This is a genomic window from Arthrobacter sp. JB02-1C (assembly GCF_057748045.1).
Genome location: NZ_CM173235.1, coordinates 3473376 through 3493953, shown reverse-complemented (window position 1 = coordinate 3493953; position 20578 = coordinate 3473376). Strand labels below are relative to the sequence as shown.

Annotated in this window: 20 protein-coding genes; 15 read left to right on the top strand and 5 right to left on the bottom strand. The window is 66.7% G+C overall.

The window, feature by feature from the left end; all coding sequences use genetic code 11:
* The first annotated feature begins 133 nt into the window (after positions 1 to 133).
* The 3 genes from leuC (at position 134) to AC3ANP_RS16320 (ending at position 3553) form a co-directional block, all read left to right on the top strand.
* A complete protein-coding gene (gene leuC, locus AC3ANP_RS16330; RefSeq protein WP_488331169.1) occupies positions 134 to 1606 on the top strand; it encodes a 3-isopropylmalate dehydratase large subunit in 1473 nt (490 codons plus the stop codon).
* Between the two features lie 8 nt (positions 1607 to 1614).
* Entirely contained in the window at positions 1615 to 2220 is a 606-nt protein-coding gene (leuD, locus tag AC3ANP_RS16325) for a 3-isopropylmalate dehydratase small subunit (protein ID WP_488331168.1), read from the top strand.
* An 82-nt stretch (positions 2221 to 2302) separates the two neighbouring features.
* Positions 2303 to 3553 (top strand): MFS transporter, encoded by a 1251-nt coding sequence (locus AC3ANP_RS16320; RefSeq protein ID WP_488331167.1) that lies wholly within the window; start codon positions 2303 to 2305, stop codon positions 3551 to 3553.
* 97 nt (positions 3554 to 3650) lie between these two features.
* On the opposite strand, the gene AC3ANP_RS16315 is transcribed toward AC3ANP_RS16320, so the two are convergent.
* Positions 3651 to 5135, bottom strand: a complete 1485-nt coding sequence (locus AC3ANP_RS16315) for an HNH endonuclease (RefSeq protein WP_488331166.1) — start codon at positions 5133 to 5135, stop codon at positions 3651 to 3653.
* A 282-nt stretch (positions 5136 to 5417) separates the two neighbouring features.
* On the opposite strand from AC3ANP_RS16315, the gene AC3ANP_RS16310 reads away from it, so the two are divergent.
* The gene (locus AC3ANP_RS16310; RefSeq protein ID WP_488331165.1) at positions 5418 to 6302 is read left to right on the top strand and encodes an SDR family NAD(P)-dependent oxidoreductase; all 885 of its coding nucleotides are present in this window, start codon (positions 5418 to 5420) and stop codon (positions 6300 to 6302) included.
* Between the two features lie 40 nt (positions 6303 to 6342).
* On the opposite strand, the gene AC3ANP_RS16305 is transcribed toward AC3ANP_RS16310, so the two are convergent.
* Both AC3ANP_RS16305 and AC3ANP_RS16300 read right to left on the bottom strand, forming a co-directional pair.
* On the bottom strand, positions 6343 to 6690 hold the full coding sequence (locus AC3ANP_RS16305) for a nuclear transport factor 2 family protein (RefSeq protein ID WP_488331164.1): 348 nt from the start codon (positions 6688 to 6690) through the stop codon (positions 6343 to 6345).
* 43 nt (positions 6691 to 6733) lie between these two features.
* Positions 6734 to 6898, bottom strand: coding sequence for a zinc transporter permease (locus AC3ANP_RS16300; protein WP_488331163.1), 165 nt, complete (start codon positions 6896 to 6898; stop codon positions 6734 to 6736).
* A gap of 173 nt (positions 6899 to 7071) precedes the next feature.
* Here AC3ANP_RS16300 and AC3ANP_RS16295 point away from each other — a divergent pair, with 173 nt between their 5' ends.
* Positions 7072 to 8328 (top strand): integrase catalytic domain-containing protein, encoded by a 1257-nt coding sequence (locus AC3ANP_RS16295; RefSeq protein ID WP_488331162.1) that lies wholly within the window; start codon positions 7072 to 7074, stop codon positions 8326 to 8328.
* 34 nt (positions 8329 to 8362) lie between these two features.
* Here AC3ANP_RS16295 and AC3ANP_RS16290 read toward each other — a convergent pair whose 3' ends face one another.
* Complete coding sequence (locus AC3ANP_RS16290) at positions 8363 to 8758, bottom strand: VOC family protein (RefSeq protein ID WP_488331161.1); 396 nt, start codon at positions 8756 to 8758, stop codon at positions 8363 to 8365.
* Between the two features lie 195 nt (positions 8759 to 8953).
* On the opposite strand from AC3ANP_RS16290, the gene murA reads away from it, so the two are divergent.
* The 4 genes from murA to AC3ANP_RS16270 are packed head-to-tail and all read left to right on the top strand — an operon-like array spanning position 8954 to position 13271.
* The gene (murA, locus tag AC3ANP_RS16285; RefSeq protein WP_488331160.1) at positions 8954 to 10279 is read left to right on the top strand and encodes a UDP-N-acetylglucosamine 1-carboxyvinyltransferase; all 1326 of its coding nucleotides are present in this window, start codon (positions 8954 to 8956) and stop codon (positions 10277 to 10279) included.
* Positions 10280 to 10288: 9 nt separating this feature from the next.
* Positions 10289 to 11065: a lysophospholipid acyltransferase family protein gene (locus tag AC3ANP_RS16280; RefSeq protein WP_488331159.1), complete on the top strand. Its 777-nt coding sequence runs from the start codon at positions 10289 to 10291 to the stop codon at positions 11063 to 11065.
* Complete coding sequence (locus AC3ANP_RS16275; protein ID WP_488331158.1) at positions 11062 to 12120, top strand: NAD(P)H-dependent glycerol-3-phosphate dehydrogenase; 1059 nt, start codon at positions 11062 to 11064, stop codon at positions 12118 to 12120. The genes AC3ANP_RS16280 and AC3ANP_RS16275 overlap by 4 nt, the downstream gene beginning before the upstream one ends.
* 17 nt (positions 12121 to 12137) lie before the next feature.
* Positions 12138 to 13271, top strand: a complete 1134-nt coding sequence (locus AC3ANP_RS16270; protein ID WP_488331157.1) for a D-alanine--D-alanine ligase family protein — start codon at positions 12138 to 12140, stop codon at positions 13269 to 13271.
* 5 nt (positions 13272 to 13276) lie between these two features.
* Here AC3ANP_RS16270 and AC3ANP_RS16265 read toward each other — a convergent pair whose 3' ends face one another.
* Positions 13277 to 13780: a DUF3515 domain-containing protein gene (locus AC3ANP_RS16265; RefSeq protein WP_488331156.1), complete on the bottom strand. Its 504-nt coding sequence runs from the start codon at positions 13778 to 13780 to the stop codon at positions 13277 to 13279.
* A 114-nt stretch (positions 13781 to 13894) separates the two neighbouring features.
* On the opposite strand from AC3ANP_RS16265, the gene AC3ANP_RS16260 reads away from it, so the two are divergent.
* From AC3ANP_RS16260 to AC3ANP_RS16235, 6 genes are all read left to right on the top strand, one after another.
* Positions 13895 to 14935: an LCP family protein gene (locus AC3ANP_RS16260; RefSeq protein ID WP_488331155.1), complete on the top strand. Its 1041-nt coding sequence runs from the start codon at positions 13895 to 13897 to the stop codon at positions 14933 to 14935.
* 725 nt (positions 14936 to 15660) lie between these two features.
* Positions 15661 to 15792: a hypothetical protein gene (locus AC3ANP_RS16255; RefSeq protein ID WP_488331154.1), complete on the top strand. Its 132-nt coding sequence runs from the start codon at positions 15661 to 15663 to the stop codon at positions 15790 to 15792.
* 1 nt (position 15793) lies between these two features.
* Complete coding sequence (locus AC3ANP_RS16250; RefSeq protein ID WP_488331153.1) at positions 15794 to 17059, top strand: glycosyltransferase family 4 protein; 1266 nt, start codon at positions 15794 to 15796, stop codon at positions 17057 to 17059.
* On the top strand, positions 17056 to 18807 hold the full coding sequence (locus AC3ANP_RS16245; RefSeq protein WP_488331152.1) for a glycosyltransferase family 4 protein: 1752 nt from the start codon (positions 17056 to 17058) through the stop codon (positions 18805 to 18807). The genes AC3ANP_RS16250 and AC3ANP_RS16245 overlap by 4 nt, the downstream gene beginning before the upstream one ends.
* Complete coding sequence (locus tag AC3ANP_RS16240) at positions 18807 to 19685, top strand: ABC transporter permease (RefSeq protein WP_488331151.1); 879 nt, start codon at positions 18807 to 18809, stop codon at positions 19683 to 19685. The genes AC3ANP_RS16245 and AC3ANP_RS16240 overlap by 1 nt, the downstream gene beginning before the upstream one ends.
* A gap of 10 nt (positions 19686 to 19695) precedes the next feature.
* Complete coding sequence (locus tag AC3ANP_RS16235; RefSeq protein ID WP_488331150.1) at positions 19696 to 20571, top strand: ABC transporter ATP-binding protein; 876 nt, start codon at positions 19696 to 19698, stop codon at positions 20569 to 20571.
* Positions 20572 to 20578: the final 7 nt, after the last annotated feature.

Here is a 20578-nt window from a genome sequence, read left to right as displayed (position 1 = left end):
GAGATGCAAATCATTACGCTGGCGCAGATGGCGGCCCTGCTGGTTCAGTGGGACCATCGGCCCGGCACAGCGGACCGGCCGCTGAGTGGCGACAACAGACACGCAGTGAAGACAGCAGTGAAGGGAGCAGGCCGTGGCGAAGACATTGGCCGAGAAAGTCTGGGATGCGCACGTGGTGCGCAAGGGCGACGGCGAAGGAGCCAATGCCCAGCCCGACCTCCTCTTTATCGACCTGCACCTGGTGCATGAGGTGACCTCTCCGCAGGCGTTCGAGGGCCTGCGGCTGGCCGGCCGGAAGCTGCGCCGCCCGGACCTGACGATCGCCACCGAGGACCACAACACGCCCACGCTGGCCATCGACAAGCCCATCGCGGACCTGACCAGCCGCACCCAGATCGAGACGCTGCGCAACAACTGCAAGGAGTTCGGCGTCCGGCTGCACTCCCTGGGCGACGCCGAACAGGGCATTGTGCACGTGGTCGGCCCGCAGCTCGGCCTCACCCAGCCCGGCATGACGGTGGTCTGCGGCGACTCGCACACCTCCACGCACGGCGCGTTCGGTGCGCTGGCGATGGGCATCGGCACCTCCGAGGTTGAACACGTCATGGCCACCCAGACGCTGTCCCTGAAGCCGTTCAAGACCATGGCGATCAACGTCGAAGGCACGCTGCGCCCCGGGGTCTCCGCCAAAGACATCATTCTGGCCGTCATTGCCAAGATCGGCACCGGCGGTGGCCAGGGCTACGTGCTCGAGTACCGTGGCTCGGCCATCCGGGCACTGTCCATGGAAGCCCGGATGACCATCTGCAACATGTCCATCGAGGCCGGTGCCCGCGCCGGCCTGGTGGCGCCGGACCAGATCACCTACGACTACATGGAGGGCCGTCCGCACGCCCCGCAGGGCGCCGACTGGGAGGCCGCCGTCGAGTACTGGAACACGCTGCGCACCGACGACGGCGCCCGCTTCGACGCCGAGGTGGACCTCGACGCCGACACGCTGGAACCGTTCGTGACCTGGGGGACCAACCCGGGCCAGGGCGTCTCGCTGTCCGCGAAGGTGCCCGCGCCGGCCGACTTCGGCGACGAGAACGCCAAGGCTGCCGCGGAACGCGCACTGCAGTACATGGGACTTGAGGCCGGCACGCCGATGAAGGACATCCGCGTCGACACCGTCTTCCTGGGTTCCTGCACCAACTCCCGGATGGAGGACCTGCGGGCCGCCGCGGACATCATCCGCGGGCGGACCAAGGACCCGAAGGTGCGGATGCTCGTGGTGCCCGGGTCCGCCCGGGTGCGGCTGGAAGCAGAGGCGGAAGGCCTGGACAAGGTCTTCACCGACTTTGGCGCCGAATGGCGCTTCGCCGGGTGCTCGATGTGCCTCGGCATGAACCCGGACCAGCTCGAGGTGGGGGAGCGTTGCGCCTCAACGTCAAACCGCAACTTTGAGGGCCGGCAGGGCAAGGGCGGCCGCACCCACCTCGTCTCCCCGGTCGTGGCCGCGGCGACGGCGGTGCGCGGCACCCTGAGTTCGCCGTCGGACCTGGAACCGGCCCCCGAACCGGTGGTTGAGCCTGTCGAAACCCCATCCGCAAGCCACGCAGCCTAGGACACATCATGGAAAAGTTCACCACCCACACCGGAATCGGTGTCCCGCTGCGCCAGAGCAACGTCGACACCGACCAGATCATCCCCGCCGTTTACCTCAAGCGCATCACCCGGACAGGGTTCGAGGACGCCCTGTTCTCGGCCTGGCGCAAGGATCCGGCCTTCATCCTGAACCAGGACCCCTTCAGCGCCGGCTCCGTGCTGGTTGCCGGACCGGACTTCGGGACCGGCTCCTCGCGCGAGCACGCCGTCTGGGCGCTCAAGGACTACGGCTTCAAGGCGGTGCTCTCCTCCCGTTTCGCCGACATCTTCCGCGGCAACTCGGGCAAGCAGGGCCTGCTGGCCGCCGAACTGGCGCAGGACGACATCGAACTGATCTGGAAGGTGCTGGAGAACGCGCCGGGCACCGAAGTCAGGGTGGATCTGGTGTCCAAGACGGTGGAGTGCGGCAACGTGGTGGCGCCGTTCGAGATTGACGACTACACCCGCTGGCGCCTGCTCGAAGGCCTGGATGACATCGGCCTGACCCTGCAGCATGAGGAAGACATCACCGCCTACGAGGCCACCCGGCCGGCGTTCAAGCCCACCACGCTTCCGGCCAAGCTTTCCTCCTAAGCCTGGCCGGGCCGGGCCTGGCTGGGCGCCTTTGCGCGTGTCCGGATAGACGAACGCTTCACCGCTGTGGCAGGGTCCAGCTATGACGGGACAATCCACGCGGCTGCAGGACGTAAACCGTGCGCCGCTGGGCGCCTCCTATTGGAAGCTTTGGTCTTCCTCAGGGCTGTCGAATCTGGCGGACGGGGTCTTCAAAATTGCGCTGCCGTTGCTGGCCGTGCAGCTGACGCAATCACCCACGCTGGTAGCCGGAATCAGTGTCGCCGCGACACTTCCCTGGCTCCTCTTCGCCCTGACGGCCGGCGCGCTGGCGGACCGGCTGGACCGGCGCAAGCTCATGGTCTGGGCAAACGTCAGCCGGGCGGTACTGCCGGCCGTGCTCGTGGCGCTGATCCTGCTCGATCTGGGGTCGATCTGGGTGCTCTACCTTGTCGCACTGGCGGTGGGGGTGGCGGAAACGCTGTACGACACGTCGGCGCAGTCGATCATGCCGCAGGTGGTACTCCGGGACCAGCTTTCACGCGCCAACGGCCGGCTCTACGCGGTGGAGCTCACCACCAACCAGTTTGTCGGGCCACCACTGGGCGGTCTCCTGGTCGCGGCCGGCGTTGTGGCGGGTTTTGCCGTTCCGGCGGCGCTCTGGCTTGCCGCCGTCGGAGTTCTGCTTTTAGTGCCGGGGGCGTTCGCCGTCGAGCGGGAGCAGAAAACTACGCTGCGGTACGACATCGGCGAAGGGCTGCGGTTCCTCTGGAACCAGAAGATCCTGCGGACGCTGGCCCTCATGACGGGGACTTTCAACTTCGCCTCCAGTGCGGCCTTCGCGCTGCTGGTGCTCTTTGCCGTAGGGCCGACGTCGCAGATGAAGCTCTCCGAAGTAGGCTTCGGCGTGCTGCTGACCACCTCGGCCCTGGGCGCGCTGGTGGGTTCATTCGTCGCCGAACGCGCGGAAGCCTGGCTGGGCCGGTCCAAGTCCCTGGCGCTGACCGTCTTCGGTGGGGCATTGTTCGTCGGGGCGCCGGCCCTGACCGACAACCCGTACGTGCTGGGGCCTGCGTTCTTTGTAGGAGGGGTCCTGATCGTGTTGTGGAATGTCATTACGGTTTCGCTGCGCCAGCGCATTACGCCCAACCGCCTGCTGGGCCGGGTCAACAGCGCCTACAGGTTGCTGGCCTGGGGCACCATGCCGCTGGGCGCGGCGGCCGGCGGCCTGCTGGCGCAATGGTTGGGCCTGCAGGTCATGTTCGGCATCATGGGTGTGCTGACGCTCGCGCTCCTCGGCCTGATGCCCATCCTCACCGACAAGGCGATTGCCGAGGCCGACGTCGAACCCTAAGCGGTGCCGGTCCCCGCGGACGCCGGATCCACCTCCCCGTCTCCGGCGGCGCGGGCCAGGGCAGACGCGGCCCACCTTAACCGGGGCCCGTTCTGGCCTAGGCGGCAGGCAGTTCAACACGGCGCTGGCGTTTGCTGAGTCGTGCCTGGTGGCGAAGGTCTTTGCTGTGGTTTGGTCCCTGGGGAGCATCCGCGTAGGCGGGGTCAGGTTCCGGTCCCGCACGGTGAGGTGTTCCTGGCGCCGGGCCCGTTCCGGGCAGGGGTGGTGCGGTGGAGTGGTAGGTGTGGCCGGTGGGGGTGGTGAGTTGGAGGGTGTGTCTGCCGGGCGGGCTTCCGGGCCGGGGTCCTGGTCCAGTGCGGGGTTTGCTGGTCCAGCCGGGTACTTCTTTGGTGTGGTTGCAGGCTTCGCAGAGTCCGGCGCCGTTGCCGCTGCTGGTGGTGCCGCCCTGGCGCCAGGGCACGATGTGGTCCATGTGCCGGATGGGGGCGTCGCAGTACGGGGTGCGGCAGGTGTGGTCGCGGGCCTGGATGAAGCGGCGGAGCCCGGGTGGGAAGATCCGGGCGCGGGAGTCCATCGCGATGAGGTCGCCGGTGCCCGGGGCGGTGTAGAGCCGGCGGAGCCAGACGTTCAGGGGCTGCGCGCGCTCGGGACGGAGCAGGGTCCGGGCCCAGCCGGCGGGGATGGTGCCGTAGCCGGGGAGGCGGGCGGGTTCGCTGTCGGCCTGGAAGAGGGTGCGGTCGGTCATGACGAGCTGGATTTCGATGCTGCTGATCCCGCCGGGGGTGCCGGTGGTGCGTTCGACGAGGGCGTCGGCCATCAGTTGTCCCCGGGACCGGGTGTCTCCGGCGGAGCGCAGGGTGTCGGCGTGCCGGGTGAGGGCCGCGTGCATGGCGACGCCGGCCGCGACGGGGAGCAGGGCGGTGAGGTAGCACATGGTGTCGGGGGCGGGGCGGAGGCTGACGTGGCGTTCGGTTTCGGCGTGCGCGGCGCGCTGGGTGACGGACCGGGGGTCGCGGCGGTAGGCGGCGGCCCGGGCCGCGGCCACAAGGGCGCGGTCGCCGGCGCCGTTCAGGGTTCCGGTGTCGGGGGCGAGTTCTTCGTCGACGGCGGTCCGGTCGGCGGCGGCCAGGCAGGCGGTTTCGCGGACCAGGAGGGTGGCGCGCCATTCGTTCAGCTGCCCGGTTTCCAGCGCCGTGAGGGTGTGCGGCATTTCGGTGACGAGGGCCTTGGCGAGGCCGAGGAGCCGGCTGCCGGTGGCGGGGGATTCGTGCCGGGCCAGCGCGATCTGCGCCGCGACGCCGGTGCCGAGCTGGTCGGCGGGGATCCCGGCGTCGGCCTGTTCACGGCGCTGGGCAAGGTCGAACGCGACGGCGAGCCGGGCCTGCCGGGCAGCGAGGGCCGATTTCAGGTCCTCCAGGTCCCGGATTTCGGTGATCAGGGCGGCTGAATTCGCCGGAGCCGAGAGGCCGGCCAGCAGTCGGGGCAGGTCAGCGATGGTCACGGTATGCGCCATCCCCGGGTCCGCCTCGGCACTGTTGCTTTTCTGGTTGCCTTTCTGGCTGGCTCCCTGGTAATCGTCCATGGTTCAAGTGTGGCGTGGACCACTGACAATTTAACTTCCGCAGTTGATGCCTGTCCGAGGGAGGGCATTCTGCTCGACCGTCGGTACCGTCGCGTGCGACTCGCAGCGATAACTGGCGGTCTTTTCGCAGCGCCAGTTGTCAGCTGGCAACCCGCAAGGGGGTCCCTTTCAGGTGCTCGTGCGACACCGTCGCCCGGGCGTATTCGACCGGATCCGGCGTAGGCTGGGCTGGGTCACCATCGCCAGGCGTTCATCTGCTGGATCGGGAGAGGAGCATCCGCTGTGGCCGAGAAGAAGAGGTGGACGACCGGCCGTCTGGACGGGAAGATCGCAGTGGTCACGGGTGCCGCACGCGGCATCGGACGGGCCAGCGCTGTCGCTCTCGCCCGGGCCGGGGCAGACGTAGTGGGCCTCGACATCGCGGCCGAAGTCAGCCCGATCGACACTTTCGCCCCGGCCTCGCCGGCCGAGCTGGCCGAGACCGGTGAGCAGGTGGCTGCCAGTGGCGCGCGCTGGCGGCAGTTCATCGCCGATCATAGGGACATCACCGGGCTGCGGGAAATCAGTGCGCGGCTGGAAACGGAATGGGGCGGTGTCGACATCGTTTTCGCCAACGCCGGCATCCAGGCCTTCAAACCCTTGCTGGAGATGAACGACGCTGACTGGTTCGACCAGATCGAGAACAACCTCAACGGCACCGCCAACGTGCTGCGCGTCTTTGCGCCGCTCCTGGTGCGTCGTGGCGGTGGCCGGATTATCGTCACCTCCTCCACGCAGGGCCAACACGGGACGAAGTGGGGGTCCTCGTACTCCGCCTCGAAGTGGGGCATCATCGGACTCATGAAGTCCGCCGCCCTGGAACTGGGGGAGCACGGCATCACCGTCAACGCAGTCATCCCCGGTCTGGTGGACACCGCGCTCACCCGCCACGAGGACCGCTACGCGCAGGCAATCACGACCGGCGGCAGCAAGGCCACGGGGGACGAGGCGAAAGACGAGGCGGCAGCCAAAAAGCTATTAAGGGCGAAAAGCCCGCTGGGCCTGCCCTGGATTGACCCGGCAGACGTAGCTCCGCTGGTGGTCTTTCTGGCATCCGATGAAGCCCGCATGGTCAGTGGCACGTCGTTTGCCGCAACGGCCGGCGACAGCGCAAACGTGACCGCGTAGCTGACCCGCCCTGACCGCCGGTCGCCTGCTCGGACGGCGGTTACGCCCAGATGTATTCCTCGGCGATGGCCCCGTCCTTCCACTTGGCCACGGTCACCATGCGGCCGCCGCCTTCGAACTCCCCGATGACGCAGGTCCAGTCGCCGGAACCGAACCTGATCGGGTGTGAGGTGATCTGCGGTGGGGTCCCGCCGGCGGACTCGACGTAGGCCTTCATCGCGTCGATGTGTTCCTGGATCCCGTGCGTCGGCGGCTGGCCTTTCCAGTCCACGAGGACGTCGTCGGTGTGGTGGTGGGCGAAGACGCCGTTCCAGTCGGCGCCGTTCCAGCCCTGGAAGTCAAGGTCATCCATGCCTTTGAGATTGCTTTCAACCTTGTCGTCAGACATGATCTGCTTCTTTCGTTTGTTGATTTAGGGCGCCCTGACGGGTTCAGTCGGTGTGCTCGTCGTAGTGGTCGCTGTGGACGGCGTGGCGGTGCCCGTCGTGGAGGTAGTCAACGTGATCTCCATGCTGGACGGTGTCGTGACCGCATCCAGGGCCGTGTTCGTGCTCGGCGACAGTGTGATGGGTCTCGTGCTGGTCGGCGTCGGTCATGGCTTCTTCTCCTCAGACCATCGGTTATCGACCCCCAATGCTGCGAGCGTAGGCTCCCCTTCTTCGCCTGTCCATAGCTCGCGTTGACTCACAAATAACCTCCGCGTAGCCGGATACGTTGCCTCAGGAGAAAACCTCCGGCAGGGGCGGGCTGGGGCGGAGATCCTTGAGGGATGGGATTGACGATGGGTGAGCGCAAGGCGGTGACGAAGCATTTGGCTGAGTCTTACCGGGCCGGTGACCGTGCCAGGAAGGGGCGGATCCTGGATGAACTGGTCGAGTTGACCGGCTGGCATCGGGACCATGCGCGGGCGGTCTTGCGGCATGCGCTCGATCCGCCGCGGCCACGGCCGGTCAGGCCCGGGCGCGCCCCGGTGTACGGGGCGGACCTGCAGGCCGGGCTCGTGGTGTGCTGGGCTGTGTTGCGGGGGCCGGCGGGCAAGCTGCTGGCACCGATGCTGCCCGATCTCGTCCCGATGCTGCGGGCTGAGAAGGCCCTGGACATCACCGACGCGCAGGCGGCGCTGCTGTCCCGGATGAGCGCGGCGACCATCGACCGGCGGCTGGCGGGCCAGCGGGCGAAACTGCTGCCCCACGGCCGGTCCCATACCAAGCCCGGATCGCTGCTGAAGTCCCAGATCCCGGTCCGGACCTGGGCCCAGTGGGACGGCGCGGTGCCGGGTTTCGTGGAAATCGATCTGGTCGGCCACGACGGAGCGAACAGTTCCGGCCAGTTCTGCTTCACCCTCACGGTCACGGATATCGCGACCGGCTGGACCGTGAACCGGTCCGTGCCGAACAAGGCGCAGAAGCACGTCTTCGCAGCCCTGCAGCATGTCCTGGCGGTCTTCCCGTTTCCCGTGGCCGGGATCGATTCGGACAACGGCAGCGAGTTCATCAACAACGAGCTCTTCGAGTTCTGCCTGCAGCAGCGCATCACCTTCACCCGGTCCCGTCCGGGCAACAAGAACGACGGCGCGCACGTGGAGCAGAAGAACTGGTCCCGGGTCCGTGAGCTGGTCGGCTACCTCCGCTATGACACCGCCGCGGAACTGGATCTGCTCAACCAGATCTGGGAGCTGGACCGGATCTTCACCAACTACCTGCTGCCCCAGCAAAAACTCATCGCCAAGGTCCGCCACGGAGCCAAAGTCAGCAAAACCCATGACCGGGCAGCCACCCCGCACCGGCGCGCAGCCGCCCACCCGGCCCTGTCACGGATGCCCGTGATCCGGATGAACGCCCAGTACAAGAAGATCCGCCCCGCCGCCCTCTCCCGGCAGATCCTGGCCCTCACCGGCCGGCTCGAAACCCTCGCTACCGCCAAACAACCGGCCCCGATCAAACCCGCCGTGAACGAACGATGGAACCACCGCGACAACCGGAGGTTTTCATCTGAGGCAACGACTGCACCTTCCCGGAGGTATTGACATGAGGCAACAGGTAGCTCGCGTTGACTCACACCTACGCCCCGGTGTGGGCTTCCTTGACCGCCGGTGCCGTCGCGCCCTGGATGACCCAGCGGTTGCCGTCCGGATCGGCGAAATACGCGAACTGCACCCCGCCCATGTCCTGGACTTCGCTGATCTCCGCGTCTCGGCCCAGCAGCTCGGATCGGGTGGCCTCCATGTCCGGGACGACGAGCTGCAGGCCCTCGAGACTGCCGGGCGCCATCGTGGTCATTCCGGTGCCGATGACAATCGAGGCGGTCGAGCCGGGCGGCGTCAGCTGCACCACCCGCATCCCGGGGATGTACTCGACGTCGTGATCCAGGACGAAACCCATTTTCTCGATATAAAACGACTTTGACCGATCGACGTCGGCCACGGGCACTTGCACGACTTCCAGACGCATCTCCATGCGGCCACACTACCGCCGCCGCGCCGGATCTGGCAGGCTTCCCAGCACAGCAGGATCTGTGTGGCGGGGCGGGCGTGACGCCGGCCGGGCCCGCGTTTCGCGACCCCCGCATTTCAGATCGGTAACGCTTGCTCCTATGCTTAGCTGGAGCCTTTTTAAGGATGTGGGGGCGAGTAGTCGTGAGGAAACCGGTATATGAGTAGTGTTCTGACAATCCGTGGTGGCGTCCCGTTGACCGGCCGCGTCACCGTCCGCGGGGCCAAGAATCTTGTCCCCAAGGCGATGGTTGCTGCCCTGCTGGGCAATGAACCCTCGGTGTTGCGGAACGTCCCCGAAATCAAGGACGTCGAGGTTGTCACCAGCCTGCTTCAGCTCCACGGCGTGACGGTGGAGAAGGACCCGATCAGCGGTGACCTCACGCTGGACCCGACCAGTGCGAAGACGGCGTCTCACACCGCCATCGACGCCCACGCCGGGGACTCGCGGATCCCGATCCTGCTGTGCGGGCCCCTGATCCATGCGATCGGCGAGGCCTTCATCCCGGACCTCGGCGGCTGCAAGATCGGCGACCGCCCCATCGACTACCACCTGAACGTGCTGCGCCAGTTTGGCGCCGTCGTGGAGAAGCGCCCGGGCGGCATCCACATCTCCGCCCCCAACGGGCTTAAGGGCGCCAAGATCGCGCTGCCCTACCCGTCCGTGGGCGCCACCGAGCAGGTCCTGCTCAGCGCCACCCGCGCCGAGGGCATCACCGAGCTGACCGGCGCGGCCACCGAACCGGAGATCGTGGACCTGATTGCCGTGCTGCAGAAGATGGGCGCCATCATCAGCGTCCAGACCGACCGCACCATCCGGATTGAGGGTGTCCAGGACCTGGGCGGCTACAACCACCGGGCCCTGTCGGACCGCAACGAATCCGCGTCCTGGGCCTCCGCCGCCCTCGTGACCCGCGGGGACATCTTCGTCGAAGGCGCCACCCAGCGGGACATGATGACGTTCCTCAACACCTACCGCAAGGTCGGCGGCGGCATGGACATCGCGGACGACGGCATCCGCTTCTACCACCCCGGTGGCAAACTGAACCCGCTGGTGCTGGAAACCGATGTGCATCCCGGGTTCATGACCGACTGGCAGCAGCCGCTGGTGGTCGCCCTGACGCAGGCCGAAGGCGTGTCGATCGTGCACGAGACCGTGTACGAAAACCGCTTCGGCTTCACCGATGCCCTCATCCGGATGGGCGCCAACATCCAGGTGCACCGCGAGTGCCTGGGCAGCGTCCCGTGCCGGTTCGGCCAGCGGAACTTCCTGCACTCGGCCGTCATCTCCGGCCCCACCCAGCTCAAGGGCACCGACATCGACGTGCCGGACCTGCGTGGCGGCTTCAGCCACCTGATCGCTGCCCTGGCCGCGACCGGCACCTCCCGGGTCACCGGAATCGACATCATCAACCGCGGGTACGAGCGGTTCACCGAGAAGCTTGCAGGCCTCGGCGCCGACTTCGACATCACCACGGCCGGGTAGAGGCACCACGTGAAGGAAACGGCCAAGAGCCACATCACCTTCGTCATTGCCGCCGGAATTGTCCGGCCGGTGATGAACCTGCTGATGAACAAGAAGTGGGAGGGCCTGGAGAAGCTGCCCGCCGGGGGCTTCATCGCCGCGCCCAACCACTGCACGGAAATAGATCCGCTGGTGATCGGCCACATGCTCTACAACCAGAAACGGATGCCGCATTTCCTCGCCAAGGGCAGCCTCTTCAAGGTCCCGGTGCTGCGCGCCGTGTTGCGCAACACCAAGCAGGTCCCGGTGGAGCGCTCGACGGCAGGAGCCAACCGTTCGCTGCAGCTCGCCAAGGAAATCGTGGACGAGGGCGGTGCCATCGTGATCTACCCCGAGGGCACCCTGACCCGGGATCCGGAGCTCTGGCCGATGAAGGGCCACACCGGCGCCGCACGGATGGCGCTACAGAGCGGCATCCCGGTGGTGCCGATGGCCCACTGGGGGGCGCATGAGGTCTTTCCGCGCTACGCCAAGCGGTTCCACGTCTTCCCGCGGAAGACCTCCCGCGTGCTCATCGGCGACCCGGTGGACCTCAGCGCCTTCACCGGCCGTCCACTGGACAAGGCAACCCTGACCGAGGCCACGAACGTGATCATGGACGCCATCACCGGGCTGCTGGCCACCCTGCGCGGCGGGCAGCCGCCGCTGGTCCGGTGGGACCCGGCGGAGCACAACCAATCCAGCCACGGCCGGTTTACCGACGACGGCGACGCCGGGACACCCAGCGCCACGGAGGGCACCAAGTGACAGACCAGCTCCCCGGCGACGGCGGGGGCTCGGCCCTGCGCGTTGCCGTGCTTGGTGCCGGCTCCTGGGGGACGACCTTCGCCAAGGTCCTGGCCGACGCCGCCGCAGCGTCCGGCGTCGACCGCAGCATCCGGGTGTGGGGGCGCCGCGCCGCCGTCGTGGACCAGATCAACAGCGAGCACCGCAACGAGCAGTACCTCAAGGACATTGCCCTGCCGGCCAGCATCACCGCCTCCACCGACGTCGCCGAGGTCCTCGACGGCGCCGAGCTGGTGGTGCTGGCAGTGCCGGCCCAGACCCTGCGCCCGCAGCTGCGCGAGTGGAAGCACCTGGTCGGGCCGGGGGCGCTGGTGGTGTCGCTGATGAAGGGCCTGGAGCTGCACACGGACTGCCGGATGAGCGAAGTCATCTGCCAGGAACTCGGCATCCCTGCGGAACGCATCGCCGTGGTGTCCGGGCCCAACCTCGCGATGGAAATCGCCCGGGGGGAGCCGACGGCCTCGGTGGTCGCGTGCTCCGACGCCGAGGCTGCCGGCTGGATCGCCCGGACCTGCACGGCGCCCTACTTCCGGCCGTATACGACGTCGGACGTCGTCGGCGTCGAGATCGGCGGCATCGTCAAGAACATCATCGCCCTGGCCGTGGGTATCTGCGAGGGCAAGCAGATGGGTGACAACACCAAGGCCTCGGTCATCACCCGCGGGCTCGCCGAAACCTCGCGGCTGACGCTTGCGCTCGGCGGCCAGGCCCGGACCATGGCCGGCCTCGCGGGCCTTGGTGACCTGGTGGCCACGTGTTCCTCGGCGCTGTCCCGCAACCACACGGCCGGAAGGCTCCTTGGCACCGGCCTCAGCCTGGACCAGGTCACCGCGGAGATGACGCAGACCGCGGAGGGCATCAAGTCCGCGCAGGCCGTGCACGAGCTCGCCGGAAAGCGGGGCGTCGAGATGCCGATCACCGCCGCCGTCGTCGCGGTGCTGGCCGGAAAACTTTCCGTAGACGAACTGGGGCCGTTGCTGCTGTCCCGGGACCTTAAACCCGAAGGCGATTACTAAGAGTGTCCGAACAACACATGACTCCAGAGGCCCACTCCGCCCGCTCCCGTCCCAGGGTGGCCGTGCTCTTCGGCGGCCGCTCCAGCGAGCACGCGGTCAGCTGTGTCACGGCGGCCGGGGTGCTCGGTGCGATCGACCAGGCCAAGTACGAGGTCATCCCGATCGGCATCGCCAAGACCGGGCAGTGGGTCCTGGCCTCCGGCGACACTGCGGCCTGGTCGTTGTCCGCCGCCGCGCTGCCTGAGGTGGCGCCGTCGGAGAAGACCGTGACACTTGCCGAGATCGGCGGGGAGCACCAGCTGATCGTGGCCGCGCCCAACGAGGTCCCGCAGGAGCTGGGCTCGGTGGACGTGGTCTTCCCGCTGCTGCATGGCCCGTTCGGCGAGGACGGCACCATCCAGGGACTGCTGGAGCTCTCCGATACCCGCTACGTGGGCGCCGGGGTCCTGGCGTCCGCCGTCGGCATGGACAAGCACTACATGAAGGTGGTCTTCGAGTCCGCCGGTCTGCGGGTGGGGCCGTACATCGCCGTCACCGACCGGCAGTGGCTGACGGACCCGGAGCAGGTCCGCAAGCGCGTGGACGCCCTGGGCTTCCCGGTGTTCGTCAAGCCTGCCCGGGCCGGGTCCTCCATGGGTATTTCCCGGGTGGAGTCGCTGGAGGAGCTGGACGCCGCGATTGAGGCCGCCCGCGAACACGACCCGAAGCTGGTGATCGAGGCCGGAATCGTGGGCCGCGAAATCGAATGCGCCGTGCTCGAAGGCCGCGGCACGGACGCGCCGCGGACCTCGATGCCGGGGGAGATCTCCGTCGCCGGCGGTGGCCACATCTTCTACGACTTCAACGCCAAGTACGTGGAGGACGACGCCGCCGCGCTCAGCTGCCCGGCCGACCTCCCGGACGAGGCGATCACCCGGGTCCGCGAGCTTGCCGCCGTCGCCTTCGACGCGGTGGGCGCCGAGGGCCTGAGCCGGGTGGACTTCTTCTACACGCCCGAGGGCGAGCTGATCATCAACGAGATCAACACCATGCCGGGTTTCACGCCCAAGAGCATGTACCCGCAGATGTGGAAGGCTTCCGGGCTGGACTACGCGGACCTGATCGATGAACTGATCCAGCTGGCCCTGCAGCGCAGGACCGGCCTGCGCTAACCTCGCTACTGTCCGGTCGGCAGGTTCTTCAGGTCGGCCTGGCCCACGCAGTTCCGGGTGGCCTTGATCTTCGAAGCCGACGCGGAAAGCTCCGCCAGGACGGTGGCCGAGCTGATCTTGTTCGGGTCCATCAGGATCTCCGTGGCGGGGTCGCGCCCGAAGGTGCTCAGCGTCCACACCGGGTTGCCCTCCTTCATCACCCAGTCCACGCCGTTGACGCTCACGCAGCGGTCTGTCGTAGGGCCGGGGACGTTGACGCCGCAGCGCAGGATCACCAGGGACGGATCGCCCCACGCCGCGGTGGCCTGGCTGTTGGTCTTGCGCAGCTTCGCGTCCCCGATGCTGTCCGGCAGGGCGACCATCATGGGTGCGCAGCCGGCGTTGGCGGCGTCCTTCGCGGGAGCGACGTCGACGGTGGGGGAGCAGGCGCTGAGCACTAGCCCGGCGGCGGCTGCGGTGGCAAGAAGGCGAAGCGAACGTAGGGAACCGGGCCGGCGGAGCTGTTGCATCCATCCAGCCTATCCCGGGCCTCGCGGCGGACCCGAACCGGCGGCGCCGGGCCCGCATGAAACAATGAGCCGAGCGATTTCCGTTGGCCACTACAAGAGTTGGGACCGAAGCACATGCCGATTGACACCGTTTTCGATGCACACAGCGAGGAACACCTGCGGTCCCGGGCGAAGACGAAGCGGACCGGCCGCAAGGTGCTCCTGAGCGTCCTGGCGTTCTTCCTGGCCGCGGCTGCAGTGGCCGGCGTCTTCGCCTTCAACCTGGCCAACAGCTTCACGTCCAAGTCCCAGAAAATCGAACAGGCCTTCCCGGACGAGGCGGCCCGGCCGGCAGTGACCACTACCGGCGCCACCAACCTGCTGCTGCTGGGCAGCGACAGCCGTGGCGCCGCCGTGGACTCGGCCGAAGCCGGAGCCGCATCGGACCAGCGCTCGGACACCATGATGTGGGTGCACTTCCCGGCGGACCGGAAGAAGATCTACATGATGTCCATCATGCGCGACACGTGGGTGCAGATCCCGGGCCACGGCGAGGCGAAGATGAACGCCGCCATGGCGTTCGGCGGCATCCCGCTCACCGTGCAGACCCTAGAGGGGATGTTTGGCACCAGGCTGGACCACGTCGCCGTCGTCGATTTTGAGGGATTCAAGGCGATGACCAACGCCCTGGGTGGTGTCAGCGTCGACGTGCCCATGGCGTTCAACACCCATGAGTTCTCCTTCCCGGCCGGCAAGCAGCAGCTCAGCGGCGACGAAGCGCTGGCTTTTGTCCGCGAACGGAAGGCGTTCAGCGACGGCGACTACCAGCGGGTCAAAAACCAGCAGCTATTTCTCAAGGCACTCATGTCCAAGTTCCTCACTGCGGAGACGCTGACCAATCCGGCACGGATTAGCGGCCTGGTGAACGAGGTCTCGCCCTACCTGACCGTGGACAAGTCCCTGGATGCCGGAGCCGTGGCCGGCCTTGCCATCGGGCTGCGGGACGTCCGCTCGGCGGACGTCAGCAGCTTCACCCTCCCCACCCAGGGGATCGGGACTTCCACGGACGGCCAGTCCATCGTTCTGCGCGATGATGCTGCCATTGCAAAAGTGGGTGCTGCCCTGCGCGACGACACGCTGGCAGATATCATCAAGTCCTTGGCCGCTGGGAACTGACCGATCAATGTTCAGGGAATTGGGAGTAAACCAGTAGAATACTCTCAGTGCTGCCGCGAAAATGGGCGGCAACTGACCGTGCGGCGGAGAACCAAACGACGCGCAGGACTTAGAACTCGCTTTTGGGGGAACACTTGGACTCGTCACGCTGCGCCGGCCGCACGGCCATGATTCGACGCACGACGGCGGCACTCGGCGCCGCTACGATCCTCGCCCTCAGCCTCGGTGCTGCGCCGGCTCGAGCGGAGGGCGACGCTACGCCGACGCCCAGTCCCGGTGTGAGCATTGGGCTCCCGCCACTGCCCGGGGACGCGCCTTCCGCACCGACGCCGACAACCCCAGGTCCCGGTGACGGATCCGACAGCGGAACCTTGCCAGGAACGCCGGACCCCGGAACGCAGCTGCCCCCCGTCCAGGAGCCGACGATACCGACCTTCCCGGCAGCTCCGCCCGCAGCGCCCGCCGGCCCCTCAGACGGCGCCGTGGTTCCGGCAGCGCCCGCGGCGCCGCTGCCCGTCCCGGCTGCGCCGGCGGGTGTTAACCCGGCCCCGAACCAGGCAGTGGTACCGGCTGTTCCGGTAGCGCCCGCAGAGCCGTTTAACGAGCCGTCGCCAGAGCCGACACCCTCGGAAAGCACCGCGGCTGCGGCGCCCGCCAGCACGCCCGCACCTGAGCCGACCTTGGCCGGTCCCATAGGGCAAGCCGCGCCGGTCATCCAGGCTGCAGTGGTTGCCGCAACCGGCAGCCCCTTCGCCGTCCAGCTAGTCACCGTTCTGATCCTGCTGGGCGCAGGCTTTGCCTACTTCCGCGTCCTAGGGGCGAAGGGTACCCACACCACGCCGAAGGCCGGAAAGTAGCATGGCCCGGAAAACCACTCCGGATCCCTCCACCGGCGCCTTCGTGGAGGGCCGGCCCATCCGGGTAAGCCTCCTGGTGCACTCGTACTGGCCGGAGAGCAGCCCGCCGCAGCGCCGGTGGACCGCGCTGTTGAAGGAGTTTTGCGCCTCGGGCTGGGGAATTGACGTCGTCACCCCGGTGGCCCATGCCCCATCGGGCCGGCGTGAGCTTCCCGCCGAGCGTGCCGGACGTGCTTTCAGGCGGCAAAAGGGCCAGTTCACCGAACAAATCCGCCGCGTCCCGTATCTGCCGCACGGGAACTCCCAGTTGGCAAAGTTCCTCGACCACTGTTTCTCGGCGGCCATGAGCGTGCCGCTCGGGCTACTGACCCGCAAGCCCGACGTCGTTCTCGCGACGGCGCCCAGCCTCCCGATTCTCGCTGCTGGCTACCTGTTGGCGAAGGCGCGCAGGGTTCCCCTGATTGTTGAGATGCGGGACGCCTGGCCGGACCTGGCCCGCGACTCCCGGATGGTCAAGGGCAGCTTCAAGAGCGTAATTGAGCTAGCCGTTGACTTCATCCAACGCCATGCCGACCTGGTGGTGACCGTAACGGAAGGTTTCGCCGAGACCCTGCGCTCCCGCGGCTTGAAAAACGTGGCGACCGTGAGCAATGGCTTGCATGTGGACAGCATTCCGTTCCTTCCCCCGCCGGAACCGGAGCGTGAGGTGTTTGAAGCGCTCTACCTCGGCAACCACGGGGCCAGCCAGCGTCTCGAAGTCGTGATCCGCGCCAGCGCCCTGGTGGGGGATAGCATGCACCTTCACCTGGTGGGACACGGGACGCGGCTGCCGGCTTTGCAGAAGCTGGCCGCCGAGCTCGACGCTCCGGTCACGTTCCACCCGCCCCAGCACGGCCAGGACGTCCTGGACCGCTACGCGTCGGCGGACACCTGCATCATCTCGCTGCGGGATGACTGGAAGTCCTTTGAAACCACCATCCCCTCCAAGACCTACGAAGTCTTGTCCCTAGGCCGCCACGTCACGGCGATCGTGATCGGCGAGGCTGCACGCATCATCGAGGACGCGGAAGCCGGAGACATCGTGGCCAGCGGCCCGGAAGCAGTCGCCGAGCTATGGCGGGAACTGGCCGCAGACCGGACGCGGTTGATCCGTGACGGCAGCAGCCGGCAGTGGGTAAAGGAAAACGCCGACTACGCCCAGCTGGCGGAGCGCTACATGGGGCTGATCACCGAGCTGCTGGGCCGGGAGCCGGTCTCCGCGCGATGACCCAGCTCCTCCGCAATGTTCGACTGACCGCGGGGGTAGCCGCGCGCCACCTCACGGACGACCCTTTCCTCCTGCTGCTCCAGCTCAGCCGGAGGCTGCCGGCACGGCTGACCCGTCCGCTCTCGACGGCGGTGCTGAGTTTTGCGCCGAGCAACTCGTGGGCTATCCCGGTTCTGCTGGCTGCCTTGGTGGCCGGCGATGAGGACGGTTTGCGGCGGCGGCTGGCGTGGGCCGCCGGCCGCGGGGTGGATGGAGAACGGGCGCGGCGCCTGGCAGACCTCGGCCTGGCCGCCCAACTGCCGGCAGTAGCCGACGCTTTCCTGGCCCATGCCGGCGACGCGTCAGGCGTGGCCCGCACCCAGGCCCGCCGGCGGTGGTTCGAGGGTGCCGTAAGCGCCGCCGTCGCCGTCCTCGACGCGGAGAAGCGAGGTAACCGGGGAAACCGGGGGCAGCGGTCGCGGCTGGCAGCCGAGCTGCGCGTCCTCATCGGCGCCGCATCGCCCGTGCTGGAGCGCAGGAGCTACCAGGCGTTGCCGGGCCGGGTCTTGCACCTGCTCACCAATTCGTTGCCGCACACCGCAAGCGGTTATGCGCAGCGGACCCATTCCATCCTGACCGCCCAGCAGGCAGCCGGCTGGGACGTCCTGGCCGTAACCCGGCTCGGCTATCCAGTCCAAGTGGGCAAGATCTTTGCGAAGTCTGAGGATGTGGTGGACGGGGTTCGTTACCGTCGGCTCCTTCCGGCCAAGCTCGCCTCTACCCTCGACGCGCGGCTGCAGCAGCAGGCCGAAGAACTTCTGGCGATCGTGCTGGAATTCCGGCCCAGCGTGCTGCACACCACAACGCACTACGTCAACGGACTGGTGGTCAGGGCAGTGGCGGAAGCTGTTGGCATTCCCTGGGTGTACGAGGTACGCGGGCAATTGGCAGACACCTGGGCTTCTACCCGGGGTGCCGATGCGAAGAGCAGCGAGTACTACCGACTATTCCAGCAACGCGAAGCCGAGGTCATGCGTGACGCGGACCTGGTGGTCACCCTGGGGACTGCGATGCGCACGAACATCGTCGCTGCCGCCATCCCGGAAAACAAGGTGCTGGTCGCTCCCAACGCCGTGGGCGGCGCCTTCCTCGAGGAACCGATGGAGCCGGCCGCGGCCCGCCGTGAGCTTGGCCTCAGTGGGGCCGGCCCGTACATCGGTACGGTCAGCAGTTTGGTAGCCTATGAGGGCCTCGACTGTCTGATCGAGGCGTTTGAGTTGCTGGCGCCCCGCTTCCCGACGCTCACCATGCTGATCGTAGGCGACGGCGTTTCCCGCCCCGCCCTCGAAGATCAAGCCCGCCGGTCCGGTTACGCTGATCGGATCATCTTCACCGGGCGAGTTCCACGGGAACAAGCCGCACGCTACCACCAAGCCTTGGACGTCTTTGTGGTGCCGCGGAAGGACTTGGACGTGACTCGTTCAGTGACGCCGCTCAAACCGGTGGAGGCTCTTGCCAGCGCGCGGCCGGTAGTGGCAAGCAGGCTGCCAGCTTTGAAGGAGATTGTCACTGACGGCATCAACGGGTTGCTGGCTCCGGCGGACGATCCGGCAATGGTCGCCAAGGCTATCGGCCAACTCTTGTCCAACCCCGGGCTGGCGCAGGAGATGGGAAGGGCCGGGAGGGGCCGGGTATTACAAGAACGAACATGGGCCGCCAACACGGCGGCCTGGGCAGCACGCTTGGAAAAGCTGGGAGTAAGAATCTGATGAGCATCAAGGAACGAGCCGAGGCCCACGCTGTCTCGGTACCTGTGAACCTCACCCGGCTCAATAAGGTGGGTCAGCGTCCCGACTTGCTCGACTACCTGGTTCAACTCTGGGACCGTCGCAGCTTCATCTACTTTGACGCTAGGTCTCGTGTTCAAAGCGGCCATGACAACACCAACCTTGGCATCGCATGGCTGGTACTGACCCCGGTGTTGAACGGCTTGAGTTTCTACCTCATTTTTGGGCTGCTCCTGAACACCAGTAAGGGCATCGAGAACTTCATCGGATACCTGATCATCGGAGTGTTCACATTCCAGATGACTACGCGGTCCGTCGTCGGTGGGGCAAAATCCCTCTCCAGCAACACGTCCATGATCAGGGCGTTCCAGTTTCCCCGCGCGGCGCTCCCTATTTCCGTCAATGTGCGGGAACTGTTGTCCAACATCCCGGTGACCATCGTGATGTTGCTTCTGATCATCTTCACGGCCCCCGCCGAGGTAATCTCGTGGAAATGGTTGCTCATCATCCCGGCGATCCTGCTGCAGTTCCTGTTCAATCTCGGCATCGGGATGGTGCTGGCGCCGTTAATTCTCAGGATTCCGGACGTTGGCATGCTGCTCTCATTCGTCACGCGCCTGTGGATGTATGCCTCCGCTGTGTTCTTCTCGGAGCACCGCTTCGACAACTATCCGGTGCTCCGCTCGATTATGGATTTCAATCCGGTATTCCTGGTCATCAAAATCATTCGAGATTCGGTCCTTTATGACACCACACCTTCGTTCCGTAGCTGGGCCGTGCTGTCCATTTGGGCCCTGGCCTCGGTCGCGGCGGGACTCGTCATCTTCTGGCGTGGGGAGGAACGGTATGGACGTGTCTGAGGTTTATCGGGTGTCAGAAGCAGCCTTGTCCGATCCCACCGTTGTTGTGGACGACATTTCGGTGGTCTACCGCACCAAAAACCACGCTGGCGGCAGGACTAATGCCCCGACGTCGGCCCTCAAGGCGTGGCGGGCGTCGCGCCGGGGCGACAGCGCCGTGCGCACCACGGCGCTGAATAAGGTGTCCTTCGTAGCCAATCAGGGCGACTCCATCGGCGTCATCGGCCGCAACGGCTCTGGTAAGAGCACGCTAATGAAGGTGCTCGCCGGTTTGATCATCCCGGACCAAGGCAGCGTCTATGCCGCGAGCAACCCGATTCTGCTCGGTGTCAACGCTGCCCTGATCTCATCGATGTCGGGCGCCCAGAACATCCGTCTAGGCTGCCTGGCAATGGGCATGAGCCACGCGGAGGTGGACGCAAAGTTTGATGACATCGTGGAGATGTCGGGCCTGGAACACGAGATATACCACCCGATGAAGTCGTATTCCTCCGGAATGGCGGCACGCTTGCGCTTTGCGATCGCAGCTGCCGTGGACCCCGAGATCCTCCTGATTGATGAGGCCCTTAACACGGGAGATGCCCAGTTCAAGGACCGCTCCAAGAAGCGGATGGAGCAGGTCACCGAGCAAGCCGGTACGGTCTTTGTGGTCAGCCACAGCCTCGGGACGATTACTGACATGTGCAACCGCGCCATCTGGATCGACAAGGGCGACTTCATCATGGACGGCACCCCTGCAGACGTAGCCAAGGAGTACAAAAACTTCATCTGGCGTATCAACGAGGGCAACGCGGATTATGGCCGCAAGATCCGCGCTGAGCTGATGGCCAGCCTTCCGGAGATGCGGACTACGTTGCTGCCTAACGGTTGGAAGCGGTCCCGGTAGCAGATGG